The 21,512-nt window shown below is 61.0% G+C and carries 21 protein-coding genes and 1 riboswitch; of the genes, 9 read left to right on the top strand and 12 right to left on the bottom strand.

Going from position 1 to position 21,512, the window contains the following annotated elements; translation table 11 throughout:
- Positions 1-61: 61 nt before the first annotated feature.
- A complete protein-coding gene (locus RRH01S_RS13885; protein ID WP_015917644.1) occupies positions 62-1,393 on the bottom strand; it encodes a four-carbon acid sugar kinase family protein in 1,332 nt (443 codons plus the stop codon).
- A gap of 5 nt (positions 1,394-1,398) precedes the next feature.
- Positions 1,399-2,658 (bottom strand): 3-oxo-isoapionate-4-phosphate decarboxylase OiaX, encoded by a 1,260-nt coding sequence (gene oiaX / locus RRH01S_RS13880; RefSeq protein WP_015917643.1) that lies wholly within the window; start codon positions 2,656-2,658, stop codon positions 1,399-1,401.
- Between the two features lie 183 nt (positions 2,659-2,841).
- On the opposite strand from oiaX, the gene RRH01S_RS13875 reads away from it, so the two are divergent.
- The 4 genes from RRH01S_RS13875 (at position 2,842) to RRH01S_RS13860 (ending at position 5,178) form a co-directional block, all read left to right on the top strand.
- Positions 2,842-3,546, top strand: a complete 705-nt coding sequence (locus RRH01S_RS13875; RefSeq protein WP_007697722.1) for a transcriptional regulator NanR — start codon at positions 2,842-2,844, stop codon at positions 3,544-3,546.
- 155 nt (positions 3,547-3,701) lie between these two features.
- Complete coding sequence (locus tag RRH01S_RS13870) at positions 3,702-3,914, top strand: hypothetical protein (protein WP_007697724.1); 213 nt, start codon at positions 3,702-3,704, stop codon at positions 3,912-3,914.
- Positions 3,915-4,012: 98 nt separating this feature from the next.
- Positions 4,013-4,885 (top strand): undecaprenyl-diphosphate phosphatase, encoded by an 873-nt coding sequence (locus RRH01S_RS13865; RefSeq protein WP_007697728.1) that lies wholly within the window; start codon positions 4,013-4,015, stop codon positions 4,883-4,885.
- 80 nt (positions 4,886-4,965) lie between these two features.
- Positions 4,966-5,178 (top strand): alkylphosphonate utilization protein, encoded by a 213-nt coding sequence (locus tag RRH01S_RS13860; RefSeq protein WP_007697731.1) that lies wholly within the window; start codon positions 4,966-4,968, stop codon positions 5,176-5,178.
- Between the two features lie 106 nt (positions 5,179-5,284).
- Here the strand turns inward: RRH01S_RS13860 and RRH01S_RS13855 are convergent, their stop codons facing one another.
- Genes RRH01S_RS13855 through thiM form a run of 4 tightly spaced genes read right to left on the bottom strand, consistent with a single transcriptional unit; the run spans position 5,285 to position 8,302 of the window.
- Positions 5,285-6,049, bottom strand: a complete 765-nt coding sequence (locus RRH01S_RS13855; RefSeq protein WP_015917641.1) for a 3-oxoacyl-ACP reductase — start codon at positions 6,047-6,049, stop codon at positions 5,285-5,287.
- Positions 6,046-6,867 (bottom strand): bifunctional hydroxymethylpyrimidine kinase/phosphomethylpyrimidine kinase, encoded by an 822-nt coding sequence (gene thiD, locus RRH01S_RS13850; protein ID WP_015917640.1) that lies wholly within the window; start codon positions 6,865-6,867, stop codon positions 6,046-6,048. Before thiD ends, RRH01S_RS13855 begins: the two co-directional genes overlap by 4 nt.
- Positions 6,864-7,499: a thiamine phosphate synthase gene (thiE, locus tag RRH01S_RS13845; RefSeq protein ID WP_015917639.1), complete on the bottom strand. Its 636-nt coding sequence runs from the start codon at positions 7,497-7,499 to the stop codon at positions 6,864-6,866. The genes thiD and thiE overlap by 4 nt, the downstream gene beginning before the upstream one ends.
- A complete protein-coding gene (thiM, locus tag RRH01S_RS13840; protein WP_015917638.1) occupies positions 7,496-8,302 on the bottom strand; it encodes a hydroxyethylthiazole kinase in 807 nt (268 codons plus the stop codon). Before thiM ends, thiE begins: the two co-directional genes overlap by 4 nt.
- 50 nt (positions 8,303-8,352) lie before the next feature.
- Positions 8,353-8,448, bottom strand: a riboswitch (TPP riboswitch).
- A 247-nt stretch (positions 8,449-8,695) separates the two neighbouring features.
- Here thiM and RRH01S_RS33455 point away from each other — a divergent pair.
- The 3 genes from RRH01S_RS33455 to RRH01S_RS13830 all read left to right on the top strand — a co-directional run bounded on the left by RRH01S_RS33455 (position 8,696) and on the right by RRH01S_RS13830 (position 12,050).
- Positions 8,696-8,842: a DUF1127 domain-containing protein gene (locus tag RRH01S_RS33455; RefSeq protein WP_007697761.1), complete on the top strand. Its 147-nt coding sequence runs from the start codon at positions 8,696-8,698 to the stop codon at positions 8,840-8,842.
- Between the two features lie 557 nt (positions 8,843-9,399).
- Positions 9,400-10,275 carry a glutathione-dependent disulfide-bond oxidoreductase gene (yghU, locus tag RRH01S_RS13835; RefSeq protein WP_015917636.1) on the top strand — a complete coding sequence of 292 codons (876 nt, stop codon included), beginning with the start codon at positions 9,400-9,402 and terminating at the stop codon, positions 10,273-10,275.
- Positions 10,276-10,460: 185 nt separating this feature from the next.
- Positions 10,461-12,050, top strand: coding sequence for a hypothetical protein (locus RRH01S_RS13830; RefSeq protein ID WP_110924627.1), 1,590 nt, complete (start codon positions 10,461-10,463; stop codon positions 12,048-12,050).
- Here RRH01S_RS13830 and RRH01S_RS13825 read toward each other — a convergent pair.
- From RRH01S_RS13825 to RRH01S_RS13815, 3 genes are all read right to left on the bottom strand, one after another.
- The gene (locus RRH01S_RS13825; RefSeq protein ID WP_015917634.1) at positions 12,047-12,631 is read right to left on the bottom strand and encodes a cation efflux transmembrane domain-containing protein; all 585 of its coding nucleotides are present in this window, start codon (positions 12,629-12,631) and stop codon (positions 12,047-12,049) included. The genes RRH01S_RS13830 and RRH01S_RS13825 overlap by 4 nt on opposite strands.
- Before the next feature lie 134 nt (positions 12,632-12,765).
- Complete coding sequence (locus RRH01S_RS13820) at positions 12,766-14,130, bottom strand: sigma-54-dependent transcriptional regulator (protein WP_042472096.1); 1,365 nt, start codon at positions 14,128-14,130, stop codon at positions 12,766-12,768.
- Entirely contained in the window at positions 14,127-15,989 is a 1,863-nt protein-coding gene (locus RRH01S_RS13815; protein ID WP_085946467.1) for a sensor histidine kinase, read from the bottom strand. Before RRH01S_RS13815 ends, RRH01S_RS13820 begins: the two co-directional genes overlap by 4 nt.
- A gap of 234 nt (positions 15,990-16,223) precedes the next feature.
- On the opposite strand from RRH01S_RS13815, the gene RRH01S_RS13810 reads away from it, so the two are divergent.
- Complete coding sequence (locus RRH01S_RS13810; protein ID WP_042472094.1) at positions 16,224-17,555, top strand: dicarboxylate/amino acid:cation symporter; 1,332 nt, start codon at positions 16,224-16,226, stop codon at positions 17,553-17,555.
- Between the two features lie 270 nt (positions 17,556-17,825).
- Positions 17,826-18,260, top strand: coding sequence for a CBS domain-containing protein (locus RRH01S_RS13805; protein WP_034516251.1), 435 nt, complete (start codon positions 17,826-17,828; stop codon positions 18,258-18,260).
- Between the two features lie 179 nt (positions 18,261-18,439).
- Here the strand turns inward: RRH01S_RS13805 and RRH01S_RS13800 are convergent, their stop codons facing one another.
- From RRH01S_RS13800 to RRH01S_RS13790, 3 genes are read right to left on the bottom strand one after another with little or no spacing between them, the layout of a single operon-like run.
- Entirely contained in the window at positions 18,440-19,642 is a 1,203-nt protein-coding gene (locus tag RRH01S_RS13800) for an ABC transporter permease (protein WP_015917630.1), read from the bottom strand.
- A 4-nt stretch (positions 19,643-19,646) separates the two neighbouring features.
- Complete coding sequence (locus RRH01S_RS13795) at positions 19,647-20,798, bottom strand: ABC transporter permease (RefSeq protein ID WP_015917629.1); 1,152 nt, start codon at positions 20,796-20,798, stop codon at positions 19,647-19,649.
- A 5-nt stretch (positions 20,799-20,803) separates the two neighbouring features.
- A complete protein-coding gene (locus tag RRH01S_RS13790) occupies positions 20,804-21,511 on the bottom strand; it encodes an ABC transporter ATP-binding protein (protein ID WP_015917628.1) in 708 nt (235 codons plus the stop codon).
- Position 21,512: the final 1 nt, after the last annotated feature.

Raw genomic sequence — 21,512 nt, 5'->3', positions numbered from 1 at the left:
GTAAGTGGTATGATGAGTCAATGATCATCCCAATCGGTGGGCGGCGATATCCAGTGTTTTGCTAGGCTTTTCGTCCGTCTCGAATTTGGGAGAAATAATCGTCGGTACCGACCTGCCCGCCCTTCAGCGCGATCTGCAACCCGTTGGTCGGCGTATAGCCGCCATGGGCAAGGCAAAGCGGTGACCCCGGCGTTTGCGGCAGGGGGAGCAGCGTCGTCAGTGCCTCCACGCGCAGCTCCTTCAATGCGTGGCTCGACGTGTCGCCGCCGGCGATGACCGCACGAGGAAGCCTTTCTTCCTCGACGATACGGCGCAGGATGATTCCGAGAGCCTGTCCGAGCCGATGTCGGGCACCAGGAACGCGGTCGATATCGCCGCCACGATCGGCCGAGGGGCCGAGCGCCGTATGCAGGATGACGCTGCGGCCCGCCTTCAGGCTGGCGATGCCGGCGTTGGTCGCATCTTCGATCGCGCGATCGGCGCTTTCGCCAACCAGCGCCAGGGGATCGACATCAACGCCGTCAAAACCATCGGCCGTCGCTTGGCGGATCTGCCGTTCGGTTGTCGGGGAAACGCTGCCGGATACCACAGCGAGGCGTCCGACCTTTCCCGGCAAGGCAAATTCGGCCCGTTCGTCGATCAGACCTTTGTCGCGCCATGCGCCGAGCAGCGCATATTCCACGCCGGAGGAGCCGGCGATGAAGAAGCCGTTATTGGTCTTCAGGCGCCAAAGCTGCTTGCCCACCGCCGCCTGTGTTTCCGGACTGTCGACATCCATGAGCAGGATGCCTTCGGCCCCGGCGAGTGCGTCAAGCTGCTGGTCAGCACTATCAGCCGATAGCGTCACCAGATCGGCAAGGCTGACGGGCAGGGATGTCTGTTTGCGGAGGTGTAGCGCCAGATCAGCTTCATCCATCGGCGTGACCGGATGGCGGCTCATCACCGGATGGCGGTCGATGCGGAACACCTGGCCCTGATAGGCGGCAAAGAGATGGCCGAAGGCAGTGTAACGCTTGAGCTGCGGCGCGCCCACCGCGACCGGCACGAAGGACTGGGCAAACAGCTCTTTGCCGATCTCGATCGCCTTGCCGATATTGCCGATCCGCGGGCTGGAATCGAAGGTGGAGCAGACCTTGTAATGGCATATCGCTGCCCCGAGGCCCTTCAGCCACTCGAATGTCGGCACGAGATACTGCTGCATCCATTCCGGGGTCTCGCTGCGGCTTGTTCCGGCAATGCCGATCGCCCGGCATTCCTTGAAGCGATCCAGCATCTCCGCGCTGGGAATGCCCAGGAAGAGCACGGTCGGAACGCCATTCGATGCCAAGGCTTCCATTACGTCGGTGGAGCCGGTGAAATCGTCGCCGTAATAGCTGAGAAGAAGATCGTCCATCGCCACTATGCGCCCTTACCGTCGCTGAATTTTGCGATTGAAGCGGCAAGCTCCGGATGGTCCTTGGCATAGTTTGCAAGCGGGATATCGGCGACTGCCGCCTCCCAAGCCTGCTGGACCGCGCGAACACCGGCGGCCGGCCCGGAGGGATGGCTGACGATACCGCCGCCGCAAAGATAGAGCAGATCCGTGGTCCTGCCGGTCCGTTGATAGGTTTCCGGCGCCTGACCGCCCCACTGGCCGGAGCCGGCGACGGGAAGGGGGCAATCGGATGGATCGAACAACGGCGTGCTGACAGCCTTGAAGGATTCGATGAAGCTTTCGTCCGGTTCCCAGTATTTGACGCGGATGCCGTTGATCTGGAACTGATCGACGCCGAGCAGCCGCCAGAATTGCTGGTAAACCTTGAAGTCCATGCCGGCGCCAGGGTCGCGCGTCAGCACGTCCCAGCCGTTGCGATGGGCGTGCAGGACCAGGCCAGAGCGCTTGCGAAGGAAGCTCATGCCGCCGAAGCCGATGGAGTTGATGTTGACGACGGCGCAATTGCCGCCGGCCTCCAGCACGAGATCATGGTTGCGCATCATCTCATCCGGATCGGCATGCGAAATGCCGAAGGCATACATGACCTTCTTGCCGGTCTTCTGCTCATGATCGAGGATTCTCGGCATGATCGCCGCGACACGCTCCTTGAGGGGCGAATAGGCGGGGCTCATGAGCTTTTCGTCGTCCTTGATGAAGTCGACGCCGGAGTTGATGAGTTCGCCGACCAGTTCGGCCGTCTCGACGGGGCGAAGACCCAGCGCTGGCTTGACGATCGTGCCGATGATCGGGCGTCCCTCGACCCCGGTCAGGCGCTTGCTGCCGGCAACACCGAATTGCGGGCCGGGATGCGCGCCGCGAAAGGCGTTGGGCAGCTTCATGTCGACGATGCGGATGCCGGTCATGCCCTTGATCGAAAAGACGCCACCGATGGCGATCGTCATCAGCGCCGAGAGATCGGTCCCGATCGCATCGAGCGGAAAGGCGATGTCGACGTCGGCACGACGAAGCGGGCCATGGCCCTCGGCGACTTCCGGCCAGGTCGGCCGCTTCGCATCCTCAAGCTGGCGGATGCCCAGAACCCTTGCCGCCACCCGCGACTTCAGCTCTTCCGTCTCGCCGGGAACCGGCACGAAAGTGCCCGTCGACTGGTCGCTGGCGATCTTGTCGGCCATGGCCTCGATGCTGCCCGGCGTTTCGATGCGATAGGTGATGGTTATGCTCATGAAGTGCCGGCTGCTCCTCTCGCCAACGATTTTGTCGTGGCGTCAACTTGTGATCTGGTATAATGAGTATTCCAACTTGTGCAACGATTTTTTTGTTTAGGAGCGGTCAACCGTTCTGAACGGGCTTCCTCGACTCCATTTGACACGGCATAAGGGAGGAAAGCTTTGAGCCAGCGAGATGTCATGAGCCAACCAATCGAACAGATCGTCCGTCGGAAGCTGTCTGACGAGGTATTCGACCGGCTAGAGCGGTTGATTACATCGGGAGAACTCAAGCCCGGCGATGAAATGCCATCCGAGCGGGTGCTGATGGAACGCTTCGGCGTCGGTCGCCCAGCGATCCGCGAGGCGATGCAGTCTCTCGCCAATATGGGATTGGTGAACATCTCGCATGGTGAACGGGCGAAGGTGCTTCAGCTCACCGCGAAATCGATTTTCCGGCAGGTGGATCTGACCGCGAAGATCATGCTGTCACAGTCTTCGGACTCTCTCGAGCACCTGAAAAGTGCGCGTATATTCTTCGAACGCGGCATGGCCCGTGAGGCCGCGCAGCGCGCGACCGAAAAAGACATCGCCGATCTCGGAGATATCATCGAACGGCAGCGCCAGTCCCTAGGGCGTGCCGAGGAGTTTATTTCGGCCGACATGCAGTTTCACACGCGCATCGCGCAGATTTCCGGAAACCCGATCTTCGCTGCCGTCAGCGAGGCAATGCTGGCCTGGCTCAAGACCTATCATACGGATCTGCTCATCTGGACGGGCAAGGAAAAGTTCACGCTCGCCGAACATGAAGAGATACTGGAACAGCTTTCCGTCCATGATGCCGATGGCGCCGAAGCGGCCGTGATGAAGCACCTGGAAAGGTCGCGGGCGCTCTACAGCAAATAGCGGATGCTTCTTCCCTTCGCGTTGCGCCCTGTCCGACGCTCGTTTTTCAGCGCCGGTTCATTTTCATATCATACCTCGTGAGTCCGGCTGCCCCAGCCTGTCCAAATTCGTCTGCAATTTGGCGGCTGCCCAGACATCGGAGAAAGAGGTGCGTGATGGTTAAATTCATTCATCGGAACATGGCGCTCGTCGTGGCGCCGATCATGACGGCAATTGCCATAGTATCGTACAATGTGCTGAACCTTTTGGTGCGGCATCACCACACAGCTAGGCACGACGTCTACCACGTTGTCGGCGCGCTCCTTGTCTTCGGCGCCTTCTATGGCGTGATTCGTTACATGCAGGCTTTGCCTGACGAAGACGAATAGAATTCAAAAGATCACCGGAGTGCGGCCTCATCACGAACGGATATATATTGCGCCGTTCAGGCCGCACGGTTCGAACGAATAACCGAGGATGTTGATACGTGGCTGATGTTTGTACGCAGGGTGTGGATACGGGGTTCGTTGCCCTGGGTTATGCCAAAATCGCACTGCTTGGCGTGGTGCAAGGTCTGACCGAGCTACTGCCGGTTTCCTCCACTGCCCACATGCGGCTTGTGCCGGCTCTGCTCGGTTGGCAGGATCCGGGTTCGGCATTCTCGGCGGCGATGCAGCTTGCAGCACTCGCCGCGATTATCTCCTATTTCTGGAGTGACGTTCGCTATGTCGCTTTCGGATCGGTCGATGCGATCCGACAGAGGGATTGGCGGTCGCCCGCGATACGGCTCGCGATTGCTATTGTCATCGCGACGATCCCGATCGGCATCGCCGGCTTGCTGTTATCGTCGTCCCTGAATGCCTGCGGTACCTCCCTTCGCAGCCTCTGGGTCATCGGCATCGCCTGCCTCGTCATGGGTCTCCTTTTGGCGGCGGCCGAACTTTACAGCCGGCACAGGAAAGACATGGAGCAAATGACCTTGCTCGATGCGCTGTTTGTCGGCATCACACAGGTCGGCGCCCTTATCCCCGGCGTATCGCGGTCCGGCTCGACGCTGACCGGAGCGTTGTTTCTCGGCTTGAAGCGCGACGAGGCCGCCCGATTCTCCTTTCTGCTCGGACTGCCGGCGATCGCCTTGGCCGGACTGAAAGAGCTGTTGACGCTTTATAAGGCGCATATTCCGATGGAGGCATGGTCGGTGCTGATCGTCGGGCTGATCGTCGGCTGTATCTCGTCCTTCGTGGCGATCTGGGGCCTGATGCGCTTCCTGGAGCGGTTCTCCACCTGGCCCTTCGTGATCTATCGCGTCGTGCTGGGCGTCGTCATTCTCTTTGGCGTGTTCGCCTTGGGCTGGAGCTAATCGGTCTTTTTGCGCTATTCGACCGGTTCGCCGCCTGCTATGTGGCCCAGCAGTCAAGACATAGCGACGGGAGCAAGACGATGGATGTAAGAGACAGCAACGGAACAGTGCTCGCCGACGGCGACAACGTAACCCTGATCAAGGATCTGAAGGTCAAGGGGACATCCGTAACTCTGAAGCGCGGGACGCTGATCAAGGGCATCCGGTTGACCGGTAACGAAGACGAGATCGAATGCCGGGCTGAAAAAATTAAGGATCTGGTTCTCAGAACCGAGTTTCTGAAGAAGGCCTGATGTGGTGGCATTGTCATTTTCGTAAAAATGGCAATGACTTGCAGATGACGGCTACAGCAAAACTTTCATGAAAATGCCGGCTTGCAGCCGGCATTTTTTTTTGACGTTATCCGAAGACCAGCCCGCCATCTACAATGAGGTTCTGACCGGTCACCGCCCGCGCCCAGGGGCTTGCGAAGAAGAGGACGGCGTCCGCCGCTTCTTCCGGTGTCGTCACGCGACGAAGCGGCGTGTTTGCGGCAATGAGATCGAACACGGCTTCCGGCGTGGCGCTGCTGGCATCCGTGGTGCGGAGCAGGCCACCGGACACCATGTTGACCGTTATCCCCTGCGGCCCGAGTTCCGCGGCCGCCGTTCGCGTTAGCGAGAGCAGAGCGGCCTTGGCGGCCGTGTAATCATGGTAGGGCACGACCGGATTCTGAAAGAGGTTCGTGCCGATGGTCACGATCCGACCGAAGCCGGCTTTTGCCATCGAGGGCTGTGCCGCCTGAATGAGATTGAGCGCACCTAGCAGGGCAGTGTCGAGTTGCACGGCGATTGCCTTCCAGCTCAGCTCATCCAATTTCGGGCGGGCATCGCCGTTGAAGCTGAAATCGGCAAGCGCATTATGCACGATCGTCGTGGGTGCTCCGAAATGCGCCGTGACCTCCTCAACGAGCCTTTCTGTTTCGTCCTGGCTGCGGATATCGGCCTGGAACGCTTGGGCATGGTCCCCGAGCCGGGCGGCCAGCGCCTCGGCAGGCTCGCGGCTGGCGCGATAATTGATGGCGACCTTCGCACCTTCGCGGACAAAGGCGCCCGCGATCGCCGCGCCGAAGCCACGGCCGGCACCGGAGGCGATGACGATTTGCTGGTTAAGAGGCAGGCTCATTTCGGTTGTCCTTCTGTGGCTGGCCATAGCGCGTGAAAATGCTGAACCGGCCCATGGCCGCTACCGACGGAAAGCGTTCCGGCTGCGGCAACCGCGCCGGCGAGATAATGCTTGGCGGTGGCGACGGCTTCCGCCAGCGTCGCGCCCTTGGCGATTTCGGCGGCGAGGGCACTGGACAGGGTGCAGCCGGTCCCATGCGTGTTCTTGGTCGGCACGCGGCTGGCTTCGAACCAGATAAGGCCCTCTGGGCTGGCAAGCACGTCGGGGCTCTCATCACTATCAAGGTGACCGCCCTTGATCAGGACAGCCAATGGTCCGAGTTTCGCCAATGCTTGTGCCTGCCGCGCCATCGTCTCGCGATTTTCGGCGACTGGTTCGTGCAGAAGGGCTGCTGCCTCCGGTAGGTTGGGCGTCAGCAGCGTGGCGAGCGGTAGAAGCCGTCTAGTCAGGACATCAACGGCGTCAGCTGCGAGCAGCGCGGCACCGCCCTTGGCGATCATCACCGGATCGAGGACGATCGGAATGTCTCGATGTGGGGCGAGCGCGTCGGCGACGGCCTCGGCGATGGCTGCATTTGCGATCATGCCGATCTTGATGGCGTCGACACGGACATCGGCAAAGATCGCCTCGGTCTGATCGGCAACGAATTGCGGCGGGACGGGGTGGACGCCGGAAACACCTTGCGTGTTCTGTGCCGTCAGCGCAGTCAGCGCCGCCATTCCATAGACGCCGCGCGCTGAAAACGCTTTCAGGTCAGCCTGGATGCCGGCGCCGCCGGATGGGTCGGAGCCGGCGATGGAGAGTACGTTTCGGATCATGATCTCGCTTCTCTGATGGTTTTGGCGATCTCGGCTGCTGCAGTCCGTGGGTCCGGCGTGCCGCATATGGCCGAAACGACGGCGATACCATCGGCACCGGCCAAGAGGGCCTCGGCTGCATGTTCGGCTTTCAAGCCGCCAATCGCAACCGATGGAACGGGGCAGAGATCGATCATACGGGCAAGGCCGGCGAAGCCGATCGGTCGTTTGTGGTCAGGCTTCGTCGGTGTCGCGAAAACTGGGCCGATCCCGGCGTAGTCAACGACGGCAGGGTCAATGGCGGCAGCAAGTGTTTCGGTCTCCACCGAGAGGCCGAGGATCATGTCGGGACCGATCAGTCGGCGAGCAGTGAGGGCATCCATGTCATCCTGGCCGATATGCAATCCGTCGGCCCCGATCGCGATTGCTGCTTCGACATCGTCGTTGACGATAAGGCGTGCGCTCGTGTCCGCCAGCGCCTGCTTCAGCGCCAGACCGGTTTCGATCATGCTTGCGGTCGAGGCATGCTTGTCGCGCAGCTGCACGATGGTGGCGCCGCCAGCGACAGCAGCGCGTGTGGTTTCCACCATGCCGATACCGGCGCAGAGCACAGGATCGAGGACTAGGTAAAGGGAGAGATCGAAGTGCTTCATAGCGAGATGACCCTTGCTTCGCTGTCGATCGCCTTTTCATCGAGCGCGGCCAGCGCATCGAGGAAGCGCCATGAAAACGAACCGGGTCCGTCGACTTGACGGCCTGCCCGTTCGCCTGCCACGGCGAAAGCGGCCAGCGCCGCGACCGTCGCATCGAGCGGATGATCCGGTCTTGTCGCCGCGAAGGCGCCGACGAGGCAGGTGAGAGAGCAACCGAGCGCGGTCACCTGCGGCATGAGCGGCGAGCCACCCTCTATGCGGCTGGCTTTGTTTCCGTCGGTGACGAAATCCGTGGCGCCGGTGACCGCAACGATCGTGCGATGCTTTTGGGCAAGCTGGACGGCGGCTTCCTCTGCCAGTTCGACCGGATCGCGGCTATCGACGCCCTGGCCACGACTGGTGCCTCCGGCAAGCGCAATGATTTCCGAGGCATTGCCGCGGATTATCGTCGGCTGCAGTTCCAGCAACTGCGCGACCGATCGGCGCCTGAAGGATGTGGCGTAATGTGCCACGGGGTCCAGAACCCAGGGCTTGCCCGCCTTGTTTGCCGCCTGTGCCGCTGATGTCATGCCGGCCAGCCAGCCTGTGGAAAGCGTGCCGATATTGATCGTCAACGCGCCGGAGATCGCGGCGAACTCGCCGGCCTCCTCCTCGGCATGCACCATGGCGGGCGATGCGCCGGCGGCGAGCATCACATTGGCGGCGATGTTCATTGCGACGAAGTTGGTGATGCATTGTACCAGCGGCGGGTTTGCCCGCATTGCGGTCAACAGGCTGCCTGGAGTGGTGGTCGGGTTTTGCATAACGCGCCTTTCGGGCGGGGCGAGACGCAAAGGGGAGGCGACGCAACATGCCGAGACCCCGAGCGACTCCCTCCGCCAGCATGATCTGGTTCAGGTTCAAAGGGTGCTTCTCAGCCCGTCATCGACGGACGCCCCTGTCTCTCAATCGGTATCTTTTTCGCAGAGAAAGATTGTCCTGTCATCAGCAAATCGCAGATCGATCCGCGGTCGAGGGGAGGCGGAGCGGACGGACCGTCTGTCGTATGCTGTATGACCCATGCGTCATTCGCATGGGTGCACTGAAGTCTTGTCTATACAATCAACGAGGGTTTCGCACTATATCTCTCTCATCGAAGCGGATGGAGCGCCAAGCACGGCAGCTCAGCTTCGAATACCCTAGGAAAGGGGATCATCATGAACGTAGCACGCTCTTTTAATAACTGGCTCAAGTATCGTCAGACGGTCGCCGAACTGGGCCGTATGTCCACGCGCGAACTGCATGACCTCGGCATCGGCCGCAGCGAAATCCGCAACGTCGCCCGTGCGGCCGTTGTTCGCTAACAGCGTAAAACGCTGATCTACAGTCAAAATTCTGCTGGCGCCTGCTTCTTCCCGAGCGGGCGCTTTTGTTTTGCGTGCATGCCAGGCGAAACTCGACCTTTCGGTTGAGGGATCTGTCGCCCAGAAGCCTCCTGCTTTTCGCATAACGCATAGCTGCCCTGCAAATAAATGCCTATGAAGTAAGCAGGTCTAGTGTATAGTCATATTTATCGAAGCGATGCACCTCCTCCCGCGTCCCTTCGATGATGCAGGCGCTCTTATCCTCCTCCCAAGGTCGCCTGCGGGAACAGCAGCACTCCTCCTCCCAGCTGCTGTTCGGTTCTTTTCGAAAAGCCTGCCGCACCTCCTCCCGCGGCAGGCTTTTTCGTTTTGGGCTGAGGCGAATTCCTCTAGCGGCCCGGCTGCGAAGCCAGTCAGGTCCTCACGCGCAATTCCTGACGCCAATGTGATCCTGCCCTCTCGTAAAAATTGATCGTGCCCCCTATGTGCGTAATGGAGAACGCGCTAGATCGGTCGATACATCGCAATTGTATCCGCCGAAAATCAGGAGTTTGAGCATGACCGATTCTGCCGAATACACGCCGCCGAAGATCTGGGTCTGGAACAAGGCGAACGGAGGCCAATTCGCCAACATCAACCGTCCGATCGCCGGACCGACGCATGAGAAGGAATTGCCGGTCGGCCGCCATCCCCTCCAGCTCTATTCGCTGGGAACGCCGAACGGCGTGAAGGTCACGATCATGCTCGAGGAGCTGCTGGCTCTCGGCCATAGCGGCGCTGAATACGACGCCTGGCTGATCAAGATCGGCGAAGGTGATCAGTTCGGAAGCGGTTTCGTCGATGTCAATCCGAACTCCAAGATCCCGGCGCTGCTGGATCGCAGCGGCCCGACCCCGATCCGGGTCTTCGAATCCGGCTCGATCCTGACCTATCTCGCTGAGAAGTTCGGCGCCTTCCTGCCGACCGAGCAACCGGCTCGCGCCGAATGCCTGTCCTGGCTGTTCTGGCAGATGGGAAGCGCCCCATATCTCGGCGGCGGTTTCGGCCATTTCTATGCCTATGCGCCGACAAAGATCGAATATGCGATCGACCGCTTCGCCATGGAGGTGAAGCGCGAGCTTGACGTGCTCGATCGCCGTCTCGCCGAAAGCGAATATCTTGGAGGTAAGGACTATACGATTGCCGATATCGCCGTTTGGCCCTGGTATGGTGCTCTTGCGAAGGGTTGGCAGTATGGTGCGGCTGAGTTCCTTCAGGTGCAGGATTATAAGAACGTCCAACGCTGGGCTGAGCAGATCTTCGCACGGCCGGCCGTGAAGCGTGGGCGCAAGGTCAATCGCCTGCACGGCGATCCCGCCGACCAATTGCATGAGCGCCATGACGCCAGCGATTTCGACACCAAGACCCAGGACAAGCTTACGGCCGCCGGCTAAGCAACCTGCCAAATCGTCGTTGAGCCCGTCGCCACCATGGCGGCGGGTTTTTCATATCTGCGATTGCCTGGACCTATCCGATCGGCACGTCAGCCTCGCTCCATCTTGCTTGGCCTAATGTCTCATAGACATCGATGCGCGCATTCGAAGTGCGTCGATAAAGGACAGCAACAGGAATGCCGCGCATGCAAAAGAGCTTTGACGACCGTGTCTCTGGCCTCACTTCGAGCAGCCAGTTGGATAACGATTGTGACACGCTCCTTGCTTGCCTAGTTTCCGGCGGAGACGAAAGGCTGGATTGCGAACCGGTGACGGGCCTCAACATGTATGGCCACGGTCCATCGCCTCGGCCGCTCGACCTTGCCTTCGGCTCCTCCACCGCATCGACCATTTCTACGCCCGCCTTCGCGGCAGTCGGTGCCTATCATTCGAAACTTCTGCGGGAGATGGAAACGCATCCCGCCGCTGACATCTACGCGCAGGAGATCGCGAAGGTCCGGACGGAACTGCTGCACCTGCTCGGCCTTGATGGCAGCTCGGAGCAAGTGGATGCTGTCGTGGCGACATCGGGCACCGATCTCCATCTTTTCGTCGCCGCGCTGCTGGCGCGCGAGGATGACCGGACATTGATGACCATAACGCTGATGGGCAACGAGACCGGGAGCGGGGTCATGGCCGCCGCTGCCGGCCGGCACTTCATGAGCCGCGTCAGCAGCGATCGCCCCGTTGCCAAGGGCGAGGAGCTCAGCCCCGGACAGATGACGCGCAATACCGCAATCGCGGTGCGGAACGCCGATGGTACCTTGCGCAGCGACGAAGAAATCGAGAGCGAGCTGAGGGGGCTGATCGAACTCGCCCGCGCCGCCGGTCTCAGATGCCTTCTGATCGTGACGGACGTCTCCAAGACCAGCTTGCTGGCGCCGAGCCTCGTGACGGTTTTCCGCCTGAAGGCGCGTTTCGGCGCCATGCTCGACATCATGATCGATGCCTGCCAGTTCCGCGTTTCCGCCGCAACGATCCGCGCCTATCTCGCCCATGACTTCCTGGTGGCGCTGACGGGGTCGAAGTTCCTGGCCGGGCCGATCTTCAGCGGGGCGCTATTGTGCCCGCCGCGATTGTCGGCTCGCCTGAAGCTGCAGGCTTTGCCGGCAGCGCTTGCCGATTATTGCGCGCGAGCGGATTGGCCGGAGGACTGGGCGGCGGCGGATGGGTTGCCGCATCGCGCCAATTTCGGGCTCCTATTGCGATGGAAGGCGGCTCTGTTTGAGCTGGAACGTTTCCTTAAATTGCCCGAAGAAAAGGTAACCGCTGTCCTGTCCGCTTTTGCCGGGGCAGTGCAGCATCGGCTGGAGCGCGACAACGCCTTCGAACCGCTCGATACGCGCGCCATAGATCGAAAACGCTTGGGGGACCGTCCCCGCGGATCGCGTTGGGACGAAATCCCGTCGATCTTTTCATTCTACCTCAGGAATCCCTATCACGGAGGCCTCCTGCCGGCGGCGGAGACCGCTGCAGTTTATAAGGAACTGGCAATCGAAAAGGGTGGCCTTGCGCCGGTGCGTCTTGGGCAGCCGGTTCGCTGCGCCGATTTCGGCGATATGCCGGCGAGTGCCTTGAGAATCTGCCTGAGCGCGCCGTTGATCGTGCAGGCATGCGAGAGCGCGCAGGCGCTGGAAGGCCTGGTTGAGCAAGCCATGGCAGTGCTGGACCGCACGGCCTTCGTGGCGGCGCAATTGGCACCCCAAACAGACGCAATTCGCGCGTCGGGCGCTTAAGCGGCTGCCCTTTGTTCGTCTCTTGCCGTCATCCAGACCTCGCGCGCCGCATCGGCATTCATCACAGCGATGGCTATGCCGACAATAAGATCCGGCCAGGCGGAATGCCACAGGAACGCCGTCACGATACCGGCCGCGACGATAGCGATATTGGCAAGTGCATCATTGCGGGCAGATAGAAAGGCAGCGCGGGTCAAGCTGCCGCTATGGTCGCGAAAGCGAACCAGCATCATGGCGCAGGAGAGATTAACAACCAGCGCTCCAAAGCCTGTCAGGGACAACGGCAGCGGCTCCGGGGCCACCGGAACCATGAATTTATGCCAGGCGGTCCAGATGGTTGCCAGTCCGGGGATGAGCAAGATCCCCGCCAGCGCCATGCCGACACGGGCACGATTGCGTATGCTCCAGCTGAGCGCCATCAGGATCAGAAGACTGACTGAGGCGTCTTCAAGGAAATCGATGCTGTCGGCGAAAAGCGATACCGAGCCGATGGATAGGGCTACGGCAAATTCGACACCGAAATAGCCAAGATTCAACAGCGCAACACGTTTGACCGCGTTGCGGAGACCAATGTCCGTCATATCTCCTCTATTCTCCTCACCGCCCGGCCGGCAAGAACAGCCGGGCGTCCCTTACGTCTATCTAATGCCCGATATCCGCATGAACAGATGGGCATGTCGAAGATTATTGCCGGCTATCTTTTAGTCTGGTGTTGCTAGTCCTCGCCATCAAAACCCGCAAATTCGCTACGGACAATGCCATGGCGCTGAAGCTTGTCGTAAAAGGTCTTGCGCGGGATGCCGAGCGCCTCGATCGTCCGGCGGACATCGCCGCCATTTTGGGCAAGCGTTTCGCGGATCAGGTCCGCCTCATAGCGCTCGACGCGGGCGGGCAGGGGCAACACTGTGTCGGTGGAAGGGGTTTCGCCCGGCTTCGAGCCTGCCGCAGATTCCAGGCCCAGGACGAAACGTTCGGCGAAGTGCGACAGCTCGCGAACATTGCCCGGCCAGTCATGGTGCTGCAAGTGGCGGCGAATGGCGGTGGACATGGTCGGCACGTCGCGCTTGAAGCGGCTGGCGGCACGCTCCGCGAAGTAGCCGAAGAGAAGCGGAATATCGTCACGCCGGTCGCGCAGCGGCGGGATGGAGATGGTGACGACGTTGAGGCGGTAATAAAGGTCCTCGCGAAAATCGCCGCGCTGGCGCGGATCGCCAAGATCGACCTTGGCGGCCGCCACGACACGAAGGTCGACGGGGCGTACCTCGTTGGTGCCGAGCGGCGTGACTTCCCGCATTTCCAGCACACGCAGCAGCTGCACCTGCACAGCGGGCGGCATGCTCTCGATTTCGTCGAGAAACAGCGTGCCGGCGCTTGCATGTTCGATGCGGCCGATGCGCTTCTTCTGCGCGCCGGTGAAAGCGCCGGGCTCGTGGCCGAAGAGCTCGCTTTCGATGACGGTTTCCGGCAGGGCGCCGCAATTGAGCGCGACAAAATTGCCCTTTGCCCGCCGGCTCCAGCGATGCAGCAGGCTTGCGACCACTTCCTTGCCGCTGCCGGTTTCGCCGGTCACCAGCACGTCGACGTCGGTATCGGCGATCTGCCGCAATGTGTGGCGCAGCCGCTCCATCGCCGCCGTCTGGCCGATCAGCGGCAGATCGCCTTGCGCCTGCTCAGCGGCAATGCGCAGCGCACGGTTTTCCAGAACGAGCCGGCGCTTTTCGGCCGCGCGCCGTACGCTTTGCACCAGCCGGTCGGTGGCGAAGGGTTTGGCGATGAAGTCATAGGCGCCGTCCTGGATCGCCTTCACCGCCATCGGGATATCGCCGTGACCGGTGACCAGGATGACCGGAAGATCCGCGTCCCGCGCCTTGACGTGATCGAACAGCTGCTGCCCATCCATCTGTGGCATGCAGATGTCGGAAACGACGACGCCGGGGAAATCCGCTTCCAATGCACCGAGCGCATCCGCCGCAGCCGAAAAGGCGGAGACAGAAAAGCCGGCGAGTTCAAGCGTCTGCTTCGTCGCCTTCAACAGATCCTTGTCGTCGTCGATGAGAAAGACCGGGGATGCGTCGTTCATGAACTTGCCTTGCGCAGATGAATGATGAAACGGGTGCCGCTCCCACTGCTTTCAACCTCGATGCGACCGCCATAGTCGGTGACGATGTCCTTGGAGATGACGAGGCCAAGGCCAAGGCCCTGTTCTTTCGAGGTGTTGAACGGCGTGAACAGTGAATCAAGGATCGCTGAGGGAATGCCGGGGCCATTGTCGGAGACCGTGACCTCGACGCCATCGGCTGTTTCCCGGGCAGAGACCTCGACCCTGGGCCGGTCTCGCCCTTCCAGCGCTTCAAGCGCGTTCTGAAAGAGGTTGATCAGAACCTGCTCGAGCCGGATGCGCGTGCCGACGACGGTAAGACCAGCCGGAGGGAGGTCGATCTCCAGAGCGTCGAGCCGGCCGGCAAAGCGGCTTCTGAGCAGGACCACGGCACCTTCGATAACGCTTCTGAGTTCCACCGGTTTCGGCGCGCTCCGCCCCTTGCGGGCAAATGCCTTCAGCTCCTCGGTGATCGTGCCGATCCGCTCGGTGAGGGCTGCGATGGAGGTCAGGTTTTCCTTTACCGGCGCGATCTGCTTTCGATCCAGGAAAATATGGGCATTGTCCGCATAGGCGCGGATGGTGGCGACCGGCTGGTTGATCTCGTGGGCGACGCCGGCGGCGACCTGGCCGAGAATGGCGAGACGGTTGGCCTGCACGAGTTCCTGCTGCACGATCTGCAGCTTGGTTTCCGTTGTCCGATGATCGGAAATTTCCGCCTCCAGACGGTCTCGCGCTTGGCTCAGATCTTCCGTGCGCTCCAGCACGCGCCGTTCCAGCTCTTCGCGCGCCACTCTTCCGACCGCGATCTGCATTGCCGAGACGTGACGGCGCCTTAGCAGAAAGGCGGCGATCGCCAGGATCGGCACCAGCACGGTCAACGCCAGGAAGCGCGTCTCTCGGACGGCGGATGCAATCGCCTGATCCGTCGGGATGAGATAGTCCAGCCTCCAGGGCGTTGAGGGGACCGGTATCGTCAGCCGCAGATATTCCGCGGCACTGCTGCCCGGCAGGACTGCGCGGACGATCGAAGCCTCTGGGCCAATGGGTTCCGGGCGGGAAATCGGCAGGGGTGCCAGGGGGGCGCCGCCGAACTGGAGGCTCTTGCGAATGGCGGCGAGACTGTCGGGCGGCAGCGGCGACGTCGTCATGAACCGCCAGGAGGGAATGCTGGTGATCAGCACGACGCCATGTTCGTCGGTGACATAGGCCGGGCGGACGGCTTCGCGCCAATCTTCTTCGAGTTGGTCGAACTCCATCTTGACGACCACGACGCCCAACGCCGCACCCTCTTCGCCGACGCGACGGGATATATAGAGGCCGGGGCGATTGCTGACTGTGCCGAGCGCGAAATGTTCGGCCGTCCCCGTCTCCATCGCCCGGCGGAAGTAGTCACGGAAGGAATAGTCGTTTCCGACGAAGCTCAGCGGCTCGCGCCAGTTGCTCGAAGCAATCGCTATGCCGTCCTTGCCGGTGACATAAAGCACCGCGGCACTGGTGCCGGACACGAGGGTTTCCAGTTTGCGGTCAAGCGTGATGACGGCGTCGTCCTTGCCACTCGCGAGCGCATCGCGCACCTGCTGATCTTCCGCCAGGAGAAGCGGCAGGGCGCGTGGCCGTTCGAGCACCGCGCGCAACAGCGCGACCTTCAGATTGGCATCGGTGTGGCCCTGGCCCTGCAGTGCCTCGATCGCGGTCATACGACCGTAGAAGCTTGCGCCGTAGAGGGCAGCCGCAATGACGGCTGCGCAGAACACCACAAAGACCATCCAGACACGACGGGAACGTCTTCCGAGTTGTTCCGGCGTTGAAAATCGTTCCGTGGTTGGTCGCTGTAACATCCGCATATTGTGCATGATTTCGCGCGCCCTGCAAATCATCTTGTGCGGATTTTCGCACATTTCCGAAAGTTCGTATGGAGTTGCCCAGGAAAAGCCATCTTTAAATCAAGGCGTTGCCCAGTTTCCTGCCATTTGGCACGCTCGTTGCTACTGAATACGAAACAGTCGGAGGCTGTTGAGTTTTAGTCTTTGCCCGGAGGGCCGAGGGATCGGTTGGGCACAACGGAGGACATCATGATTGCTCCCATCGCTGCCGACGCCGAAACGCGCGTCAAACTACCCTTCTACCGGCACCTCTACGTGCAGGTTCTCACTGCCATCGCCGCCGGCATCCTGCTCGGCCATTACTATCCGCAGCTTGGCACGTCGCTGCAGCCGCTCGGCGACGCTTTCATCAAGCTGGTCCGCATGGTCATCGCGCCGGTTATCTTCCTGACGGTGACGACCGGTATCGCCGGCATGTCGGACCTGAAGAAATTCGGTCGCGTCGTCGGCAAGGCGTTTATCTACTTCCTGACCTTCTCGACGCTGGCGCTGATCGTCGGTCTCATCGTCTCGAACGTCGTGCAGCCGGGCGCCGGCATGCACATCAATCCGGCAACGCTGGACACGAAGGCGGTCAGTAACTATGCCGCGCAGGCGCATGACGCCTCGGTTGTCGGCTTCCTGATGAACATCATTCCGGACACCATCGTCGGCGCCTTCGCCAAGGGCGATATTCTCCAGGTGCTGTTCTTCTCGGTGGTCTTCGGCATCGCACTTGGCGCCGTCGGCGACCGCGGTCGCCCGGTTGTTGACTTCCTGCAGGCGTTGACCACCCCGATCTTCCGCATGGTCTCGATCCTGATGAAGTTCGCACCGATCGGTGCCTTCGGCGCCATGGCCTTCACCATCGGCAAATACGGTATCGGCACGATCGCCAACCTGGCGTTCCTGATCGGCACCTTCTATCTGACGTCCATCTTCTTCGTGCTCGTCGTCCTCGGCGCCGTCGCCCGCTACAACGGCTTCTCGATCCTGGCGCTGATCCGCTATATCAAGGAAGAGCTGCTGCTGGTCCTCGGCACCTCGTCTTCGGAAGCCGCACTGCCCGGCCTGATGAACAAGATGGAACGTGCCGGCTGCAAGCGTTCCGTCGTCGGCCTCGTCACTCCGACGGGTTATTCCTTCAACCTCGACGGCACCAACATCTACATGACGCTGGCGGCTCTCTTCATCGCCCAGGCGACTGATACGTCGCTGTCCTTCGGCGATCAAATCCTCTTGCTGCTCGTGGCCATGTTGAGCTCCAAGGGTGCTGCTGGCATCACGGGCGCCGGCTTCATCACACTGGCCGCAACGCTCGCCGTCGTGCCTTCGGTTCCGATTGCCGGCATGGCGCTGATCCTCGGCATCGACCGCTTCATGTCGGAATGCCGCGCGCTCACCAACTTCGTCGGCAACGCTGTTGCCACTATCGTTGTTGCACGCTGGGAAAACGAACTCGACCAGACGAAGTTCGCGGCCGCCATGGCCGGGAAATTGACCGGAGATCTCGAGACGCCTGCACTGCAGGCCGCTGAATAACGGCATCGTCGACAATCTGCGAAAACGCGAAACGGCCTCCCATCGGGAGGCCGTTTCAGTTTCGGGATATGCCGTCATCTGCTCGCCGGGAGGACGACGAGTTCGAGATGTGATTGCAAATATCCGCAATAAGGCCGGAACCGATCGCCCCTTCATCTGTTGTGGTAGCAGGCCCTTGGGAGAGGGCGCTGCGATCAGCAGGGAAGCGGCCGCCGCCCGATGCTGATCCCGTCAACGACCAGAACACGGCGTCCGATGATGGAGGAACCGATGAAAGTCCGTGACGCGATGACGCACGATGTACGCATCACCAACCTTGATGAGACGATTCTGAGCGCCGCGCAGACGATGGCGGATCTCGATGCCGGCGTTCTGCCGGTTGCCGATCATGATCGTTTGGTCGGCATGATCACCGATCGCGACATCGCCATCCGTGGCATTGCCATGGGCATGGGTCCGGATGCGAAGGTCCGCGATGTGATGACGTCAGACGTCAAATATTGCTTCGACGATCAGGAGATCGACGACGTCTGCCGCAACATGGGCGATATTCAGGTGCGCCGCCTGCCGGTGCTGGATCACAACAAGCGGCTGGTCGGTATCCTTTCGCTTGGCGATATAGCCGTGGCCCACAAGAACGGTTTCGCCGCCGAGGCCTTAAGCGGCATTTCGCGCCGTGGCGGGGAACATAGTCAGACGGCGTGAACGAGGCGCATGTTCCGGTTGTTCGACAACCGCTCATGTGCAGACGTCATTGTCCGATGAATAGGCAGATCGCCGGGCGCGGCTTATGCGGCCCGGCGATAAGATCATCACGAGCCTGTTCCGAACTCGTACTTTCCCAATTTGCACGCGCGCAATCGCCGCATGAATCTGCTTGCTCGTCAGCCGGCCTGCGCTCGCCCGTTCATTGCCAGTCTGAGCGGGATACGTGTGGCGGCCACCGCCGGCAATGCGCCGCCGATGGCACCGATAATCAAGGACAGCCAGACCGCCTTAATCACCAGCGGAAGAGACAGCACCAGCTGAAATCCGATCTGTGTGCGGTCGGGGCTCACGGTCGACGCCGTCCAGCCGTTGAGGACGAGATAGGAAAAGCCGACGCCGGCCAGGCAGCCGAGGCAGGTCAGAGCCATCGCCTCGATCCATGTACCGGCAAAGGCCGCCCGCCGGCTGAAGCCGATGGCTCGGACCGTGGCGATCTCGGTGCTGCGATCCGACACGGAACTGAACATGGTCGTCATGGCGCCAACCACGGCGCCGGCAGCCATGGTGATCGCCAGCGGCCAGCCGAGGAGAAGGATCAGCTTCGACGTCCGTTCGGCAAGTCCCGCGAAATAATCCTGTTCCGATCGCAGCGTCAGCCCGATCTGCGGCGTAGCGGCAGCCATGAATTGCAGGGCCGGCAGCGCCTCCGGTGTGGTCAGTTTGATTCTGACGCTCTGGATCAGGTTTGGTCGGTTAAACAGCGTCCGCACCACGCCGATATCCGCCAGCATCTCGGATTCGAAGACGGAGCCGCCAGCATCGAAGATACCGACGATGGTCCATTTCGATGTGCCGAACGTCAGCTGTTCGCCGATCTCCAGCCCCTTGTAATCAAGGCTCAGCCGGCGACCGACGACGATTTCGCTGGCGCCTGGATTGAACATCCGGCCGCGAGTGATCCTGACATTCGGACGCACGCTGAGGCCGAAGGGACCAATGCCGCGTAGCGACAGCGTAGAAAGCAGTTCGTCGGTCTTTTCCGGAACTTCTACCGGCACGACCATTTCGGGCGACAAGACGGAAGCGCCGGCCGCGTCGACAGCGATGCCGGTGATACCATCGAGATAATGAAGCTGGGAGGGTTCGATCCGGCTGCCGAGTTCCGTCCCGGCTCCCTTGCCAAGGGCAATGGCGATGTCCTTGGAACCAGCTTGTAGCAGCGATGTCTGGAAGCCGTTCGACATCGCCAGAAAGCCGAGCAGAACCGTGACGACCATCGCCACGGAAAATATCAGCGACAGGGAAATCCATATCCGGCGGCGGAGGGACTTCAGATTGGATAGGGTGAGGGCCAGGGATTGGCGGACAATCGTGCTCATGGTCTCATCTTTCTCTCAAAGCGGCACTGGGCGGCACGCGCATGGCGTTGAAGGCTGGCGCGACGCCGGTTGCCAGCGCCAGCAAGGCGGCGAGGACGATCGCCTCGGCAATGATCGAAGGCGTGAGCGTCAGGTCCGGCACGATGGTGCGCAGCGGTTCTCGCAGCAGCAGGATGGCGGTAAAGGCAAGGCCGAGAGCAAGGCCGAGTCCCGTGGCAAACAGGGCAGATGTCTCTGCCAGAACATTGCCGAGAGCGAAGAGCCGGGAGAAGCCGAGGACCTTCAGTACGCCGATTTCCTTCGTCCGCTCGCGGATGGCGAAGAACATGGTATTGGCGACGATCATCTGGATGGTGATGAAGGCGACGCCAACCACCAGACGGACGATGGTTGCGATATCGGCGAATTGCGCGATGAAGGCCTTCATGAACTCTGCCTCCGTGCGTGTCCGGGTCTCGTAGGCGGAATTGGCAAAGAGGGTGTCGACCGACTTGATGACGTCATCGGTGCGAACATCCTTCTTCGGCACAATGCCGAAACCGGTCACGGTGTCGCGGTCCATGCCGCGCTCCGCATTGATGTAGTCGTATCGCGCCATCACGAAATGCGTGTCGGCGGATTTCTTGCCGTCCAATATGCCGACGATCTCGAATTGGAAGTCCGAGTTGCCATCGGTCTTGACGAAACTCGACGTGTTCAGCGTGATCGTCTGCCCGAGCATCCAGCCCTCCTGGGAAGCAATGCTGCGGCCGACAATGGCACCGTTGCGAACCTCTCCGAAACGGGCAAGGGCGTCCGTGGGAATATCGTATTGATCACCGATGAAGGTGGCGAAGCTTAACGGCTCCACCGCCGTCAGGCCCAGGAAATTCGCCGGTGTCCGGTAGGTCGCGCGACTGCGCGCCATGTAGGTCGCTCCGGCAATATCGGGCAGCACATGGATCTTGTCGTAATAGCTGATCGGCAAGGGCAGGGTATCGCCGACCTTGTTGGTCACAATCAGCCGCTCCGAATCCACCGCTCCGCCGAGAAAGCCATGTTCGAAGCTGGTCAGGACGAGATAGATGAAGAAGGCGATCGCGATGCTTGTGATCAGAAGCAGGCTGCGCGTTGGTTTGCGTGCCATGGTGCGGCGAAGGAGAGTGAAGCGGTTCATGGTGCTCACGCGGCCTCCCGTTCGACGAACTGGCCCTTGTCCAGGCGCAGCACGCGCTTGGCGGAGCGTGCTGCCATATCGTCGTGCGTAACCATGACGATGGTCTTGCCGAGCTCCGCATTGAGGATGCGCAGCATGGCGAGCACCTCTTCGGCGGAAGAACGATCGAGATCGCCTGTCGGCTCGTCGCAGAGCAACAGCTTTGGATCGCTCGCCAGCGCCCTGGCAATCCCCACGCGTTGCTGCTGGCCACCCGAAAGCTCCGACGGCAGATGCTTGCGCCGGTCGGTAAGACCGACGAGCGACAGGATCGTCTCGACGCGCTCCCGACGCTGCCGCGCGGTTAGGCTGGTCAGCAGTAGTGGAAGCTCGATATTCTGCTCTGCCGTCAGCATCGGCATCAGATTGTAAAACTGGAACACGAAGCCGACATTGGCGCCGCGCCATTTGGTGAGCGCGCTTTCGCTCATTCGGCTGATGCGGGCGTGTCCGAAATTGATGTCGCCGTCATCGGGGCGGTCGATGCCGCCGATGAGGTTCAGAAGCGTCGACTTGCCGGAGCCGGAAGGGCCGACGATCGCGACGAAATCGCCGGCGCCGATGGTCATGGTCAGATCCGAAAAGATCGTCACGGCGTTCTTGCCGATCCGGTAGTCCTTGCGCACATTGTCGATCACAATCCCGTCGTCTGGCGCAGATGTGCTGTTGTCCATC

This window comes from Rhizobium rhizogenes NBRC 13257 (genome assembly GCF_000696095.1).
Classification (GTDB): Bacteria; Pseudomonadota; Alphaproteobacteria; order Rhizobiales; family Rhizobiaceae; genus Rhizobium; species Rhizobium rhizogenes.
Note: the sequence above shows the minus strand (reverse complement) of the source record. Positions and strands in the feature narration are given on the sequence as shown.

What these genes read in the sequence shown, in the direction of transcription:
- RRH01S_RS13885 (WP_015917644.1), bottom strand. Translation starts at nt 1,393, where the DNA reads ATGGACGATCTTCTTCTCAGCTATTACGGCGACGATTTCACCGGCTCC.
- oiaX (WP_015917643.1), bottom strand. Translation starts at nt 2,658, where the DNA reads ATGAGCATAACCATCACCTATCGCATCGAAACGCCGGGCAGCATCGAG.
- RRH01S_RS13875 (WP_007697722.1), top strand. Translation starts at nt 2,842, where the DNA reads ATGAGCCAACCAATCGAACAGATCGTCCGTCGGAAGCTGTCTGACGAG.
- RRH01S_RS13870 (WP_007697724.1), top strand. Translation starts at nt 3,702, where the DNA reads ATGGTTAAATTCATTCATCGGAACATGGCGCTCGTCGTGGCGCCGATC.
- RRH01S_RS13860 (WP_007697731.1), top strand. Translation starts at nt 4,966, where the DNA reads ATGGATGTAAGAGACAGCAACGGAACAGTGCTCGCCGACGGCGACAAC.
- RRH01S_RS13855 (WP_015917641.1), bottom strand. Translation starts at nt 6,049, where the DNA reads ATGAGCCTGCCTCTTAACCAGCAAATCGTCATCGCCTCCGGTGCCGGC.
- thiD (WP_015917640.1), bottom strand. Translation starts at nt 6,867, where the DNA reads ATGATCCGAAACGTACTCTCCATCGCCGGCTCCGACCCATCCGGCGGC.
- thiE (WP_015917639.1), bottom strand. Translation starts at nt 7,499, where the DNA reads ATGAAGCACTTCGATCTCTCCCTTTACCTAGTCCTCGATCCTGTGCTC.
- thiM (WP_015917638.1), bottom strand. Translation starts at nt 8,302, where the DNA reads ATGCAAAACCCGACCACCACTCCAGGCAGCCTGTTGACCGCAATGCGG.
- RRH01S_RS33455 (WP_007697761.1), top strand. Translation starts at nt 8,696, where the DNA reads ATGAACGTAGCACGCTCTTTTAATAACTGGCTCAAGTATCGTCAGACG.
- yghU (WP_015917636.1), top strand. Translation starts at nt 9,400, where the DNA reads ATGACCGATTCTGCCGAATACACGCCGCCGAAGATCTGGGTCTGGAAC.
- RRH01S_RS13830 (WP_110924627.1), top strand. Translation starts at nt 10,461, where the DNA reads ATGCAAAAGAGCTTTGACGACCGTGTCTCTGGCCTCACTTCGAGCAGC.
- RRH01S_RS13825 (WP_015917634.1), bottom strand. Translation starts at nt 12,631, where the DNA reads ATGACGGACATTGGTCTCCGCAACGCGGTCAAACGTGTTGCGCTGTTG.
- RRH01S_RS13820 (WP_042472096.1), bottom strand. Translation starts at nt 14,130, where the DNA reads ATGAACGACGCATCCCCGGTCTTTCTCATCGACGACGACAAGGATCTG.
- RRH01S_RS13815 (WP_085946467.1), bottom strand. Translation starts at nt 15,989, where the DNA reads ATGTTACAGCGACCAACCACGGAACGATTTTCAACGCCGGAACAACTC.
- RRH01S_RS13810 (WP_042472094.1), top strand. Translation starts at nt 16,224, where the DNA reads ATGATTGCTCCCATCGCTGCCGACGCCGAAACGCGCGTCAAACTACCC.
- RRH01S_RS13805 (WP_034516251.1), top strand. Translation starts at nt 17,826, where the DNA reads ATGAAAGTCCGTGACGCGATGACGCACGATGTACGCATCACCAACCTT.
- RRH01S_RS13800 (WP_015917630.1), bottom strand. Translation starts at nt 19,642, where the DNA reads ATGAGCACGATTGTCCGCCAATCCCTGGCCCTCACCCTATCCAATCTG.
- RRH01S_RS13795 (WP_015917629.1), bottom strand. Translation starts at nt 20,798, where the DNA reads ATGAACCGCTTCACTCTCCTTCGCCGCACCATGGCACGCAAACCAACG.
- RRH01S_RS13790 (WP_015917628.1), bottom strand. Translation starts at nt 21,511, where the DNA reads ATGGACAACAGCACATCTGCGCCAGACGACGGGATTGTGATCGACAAT.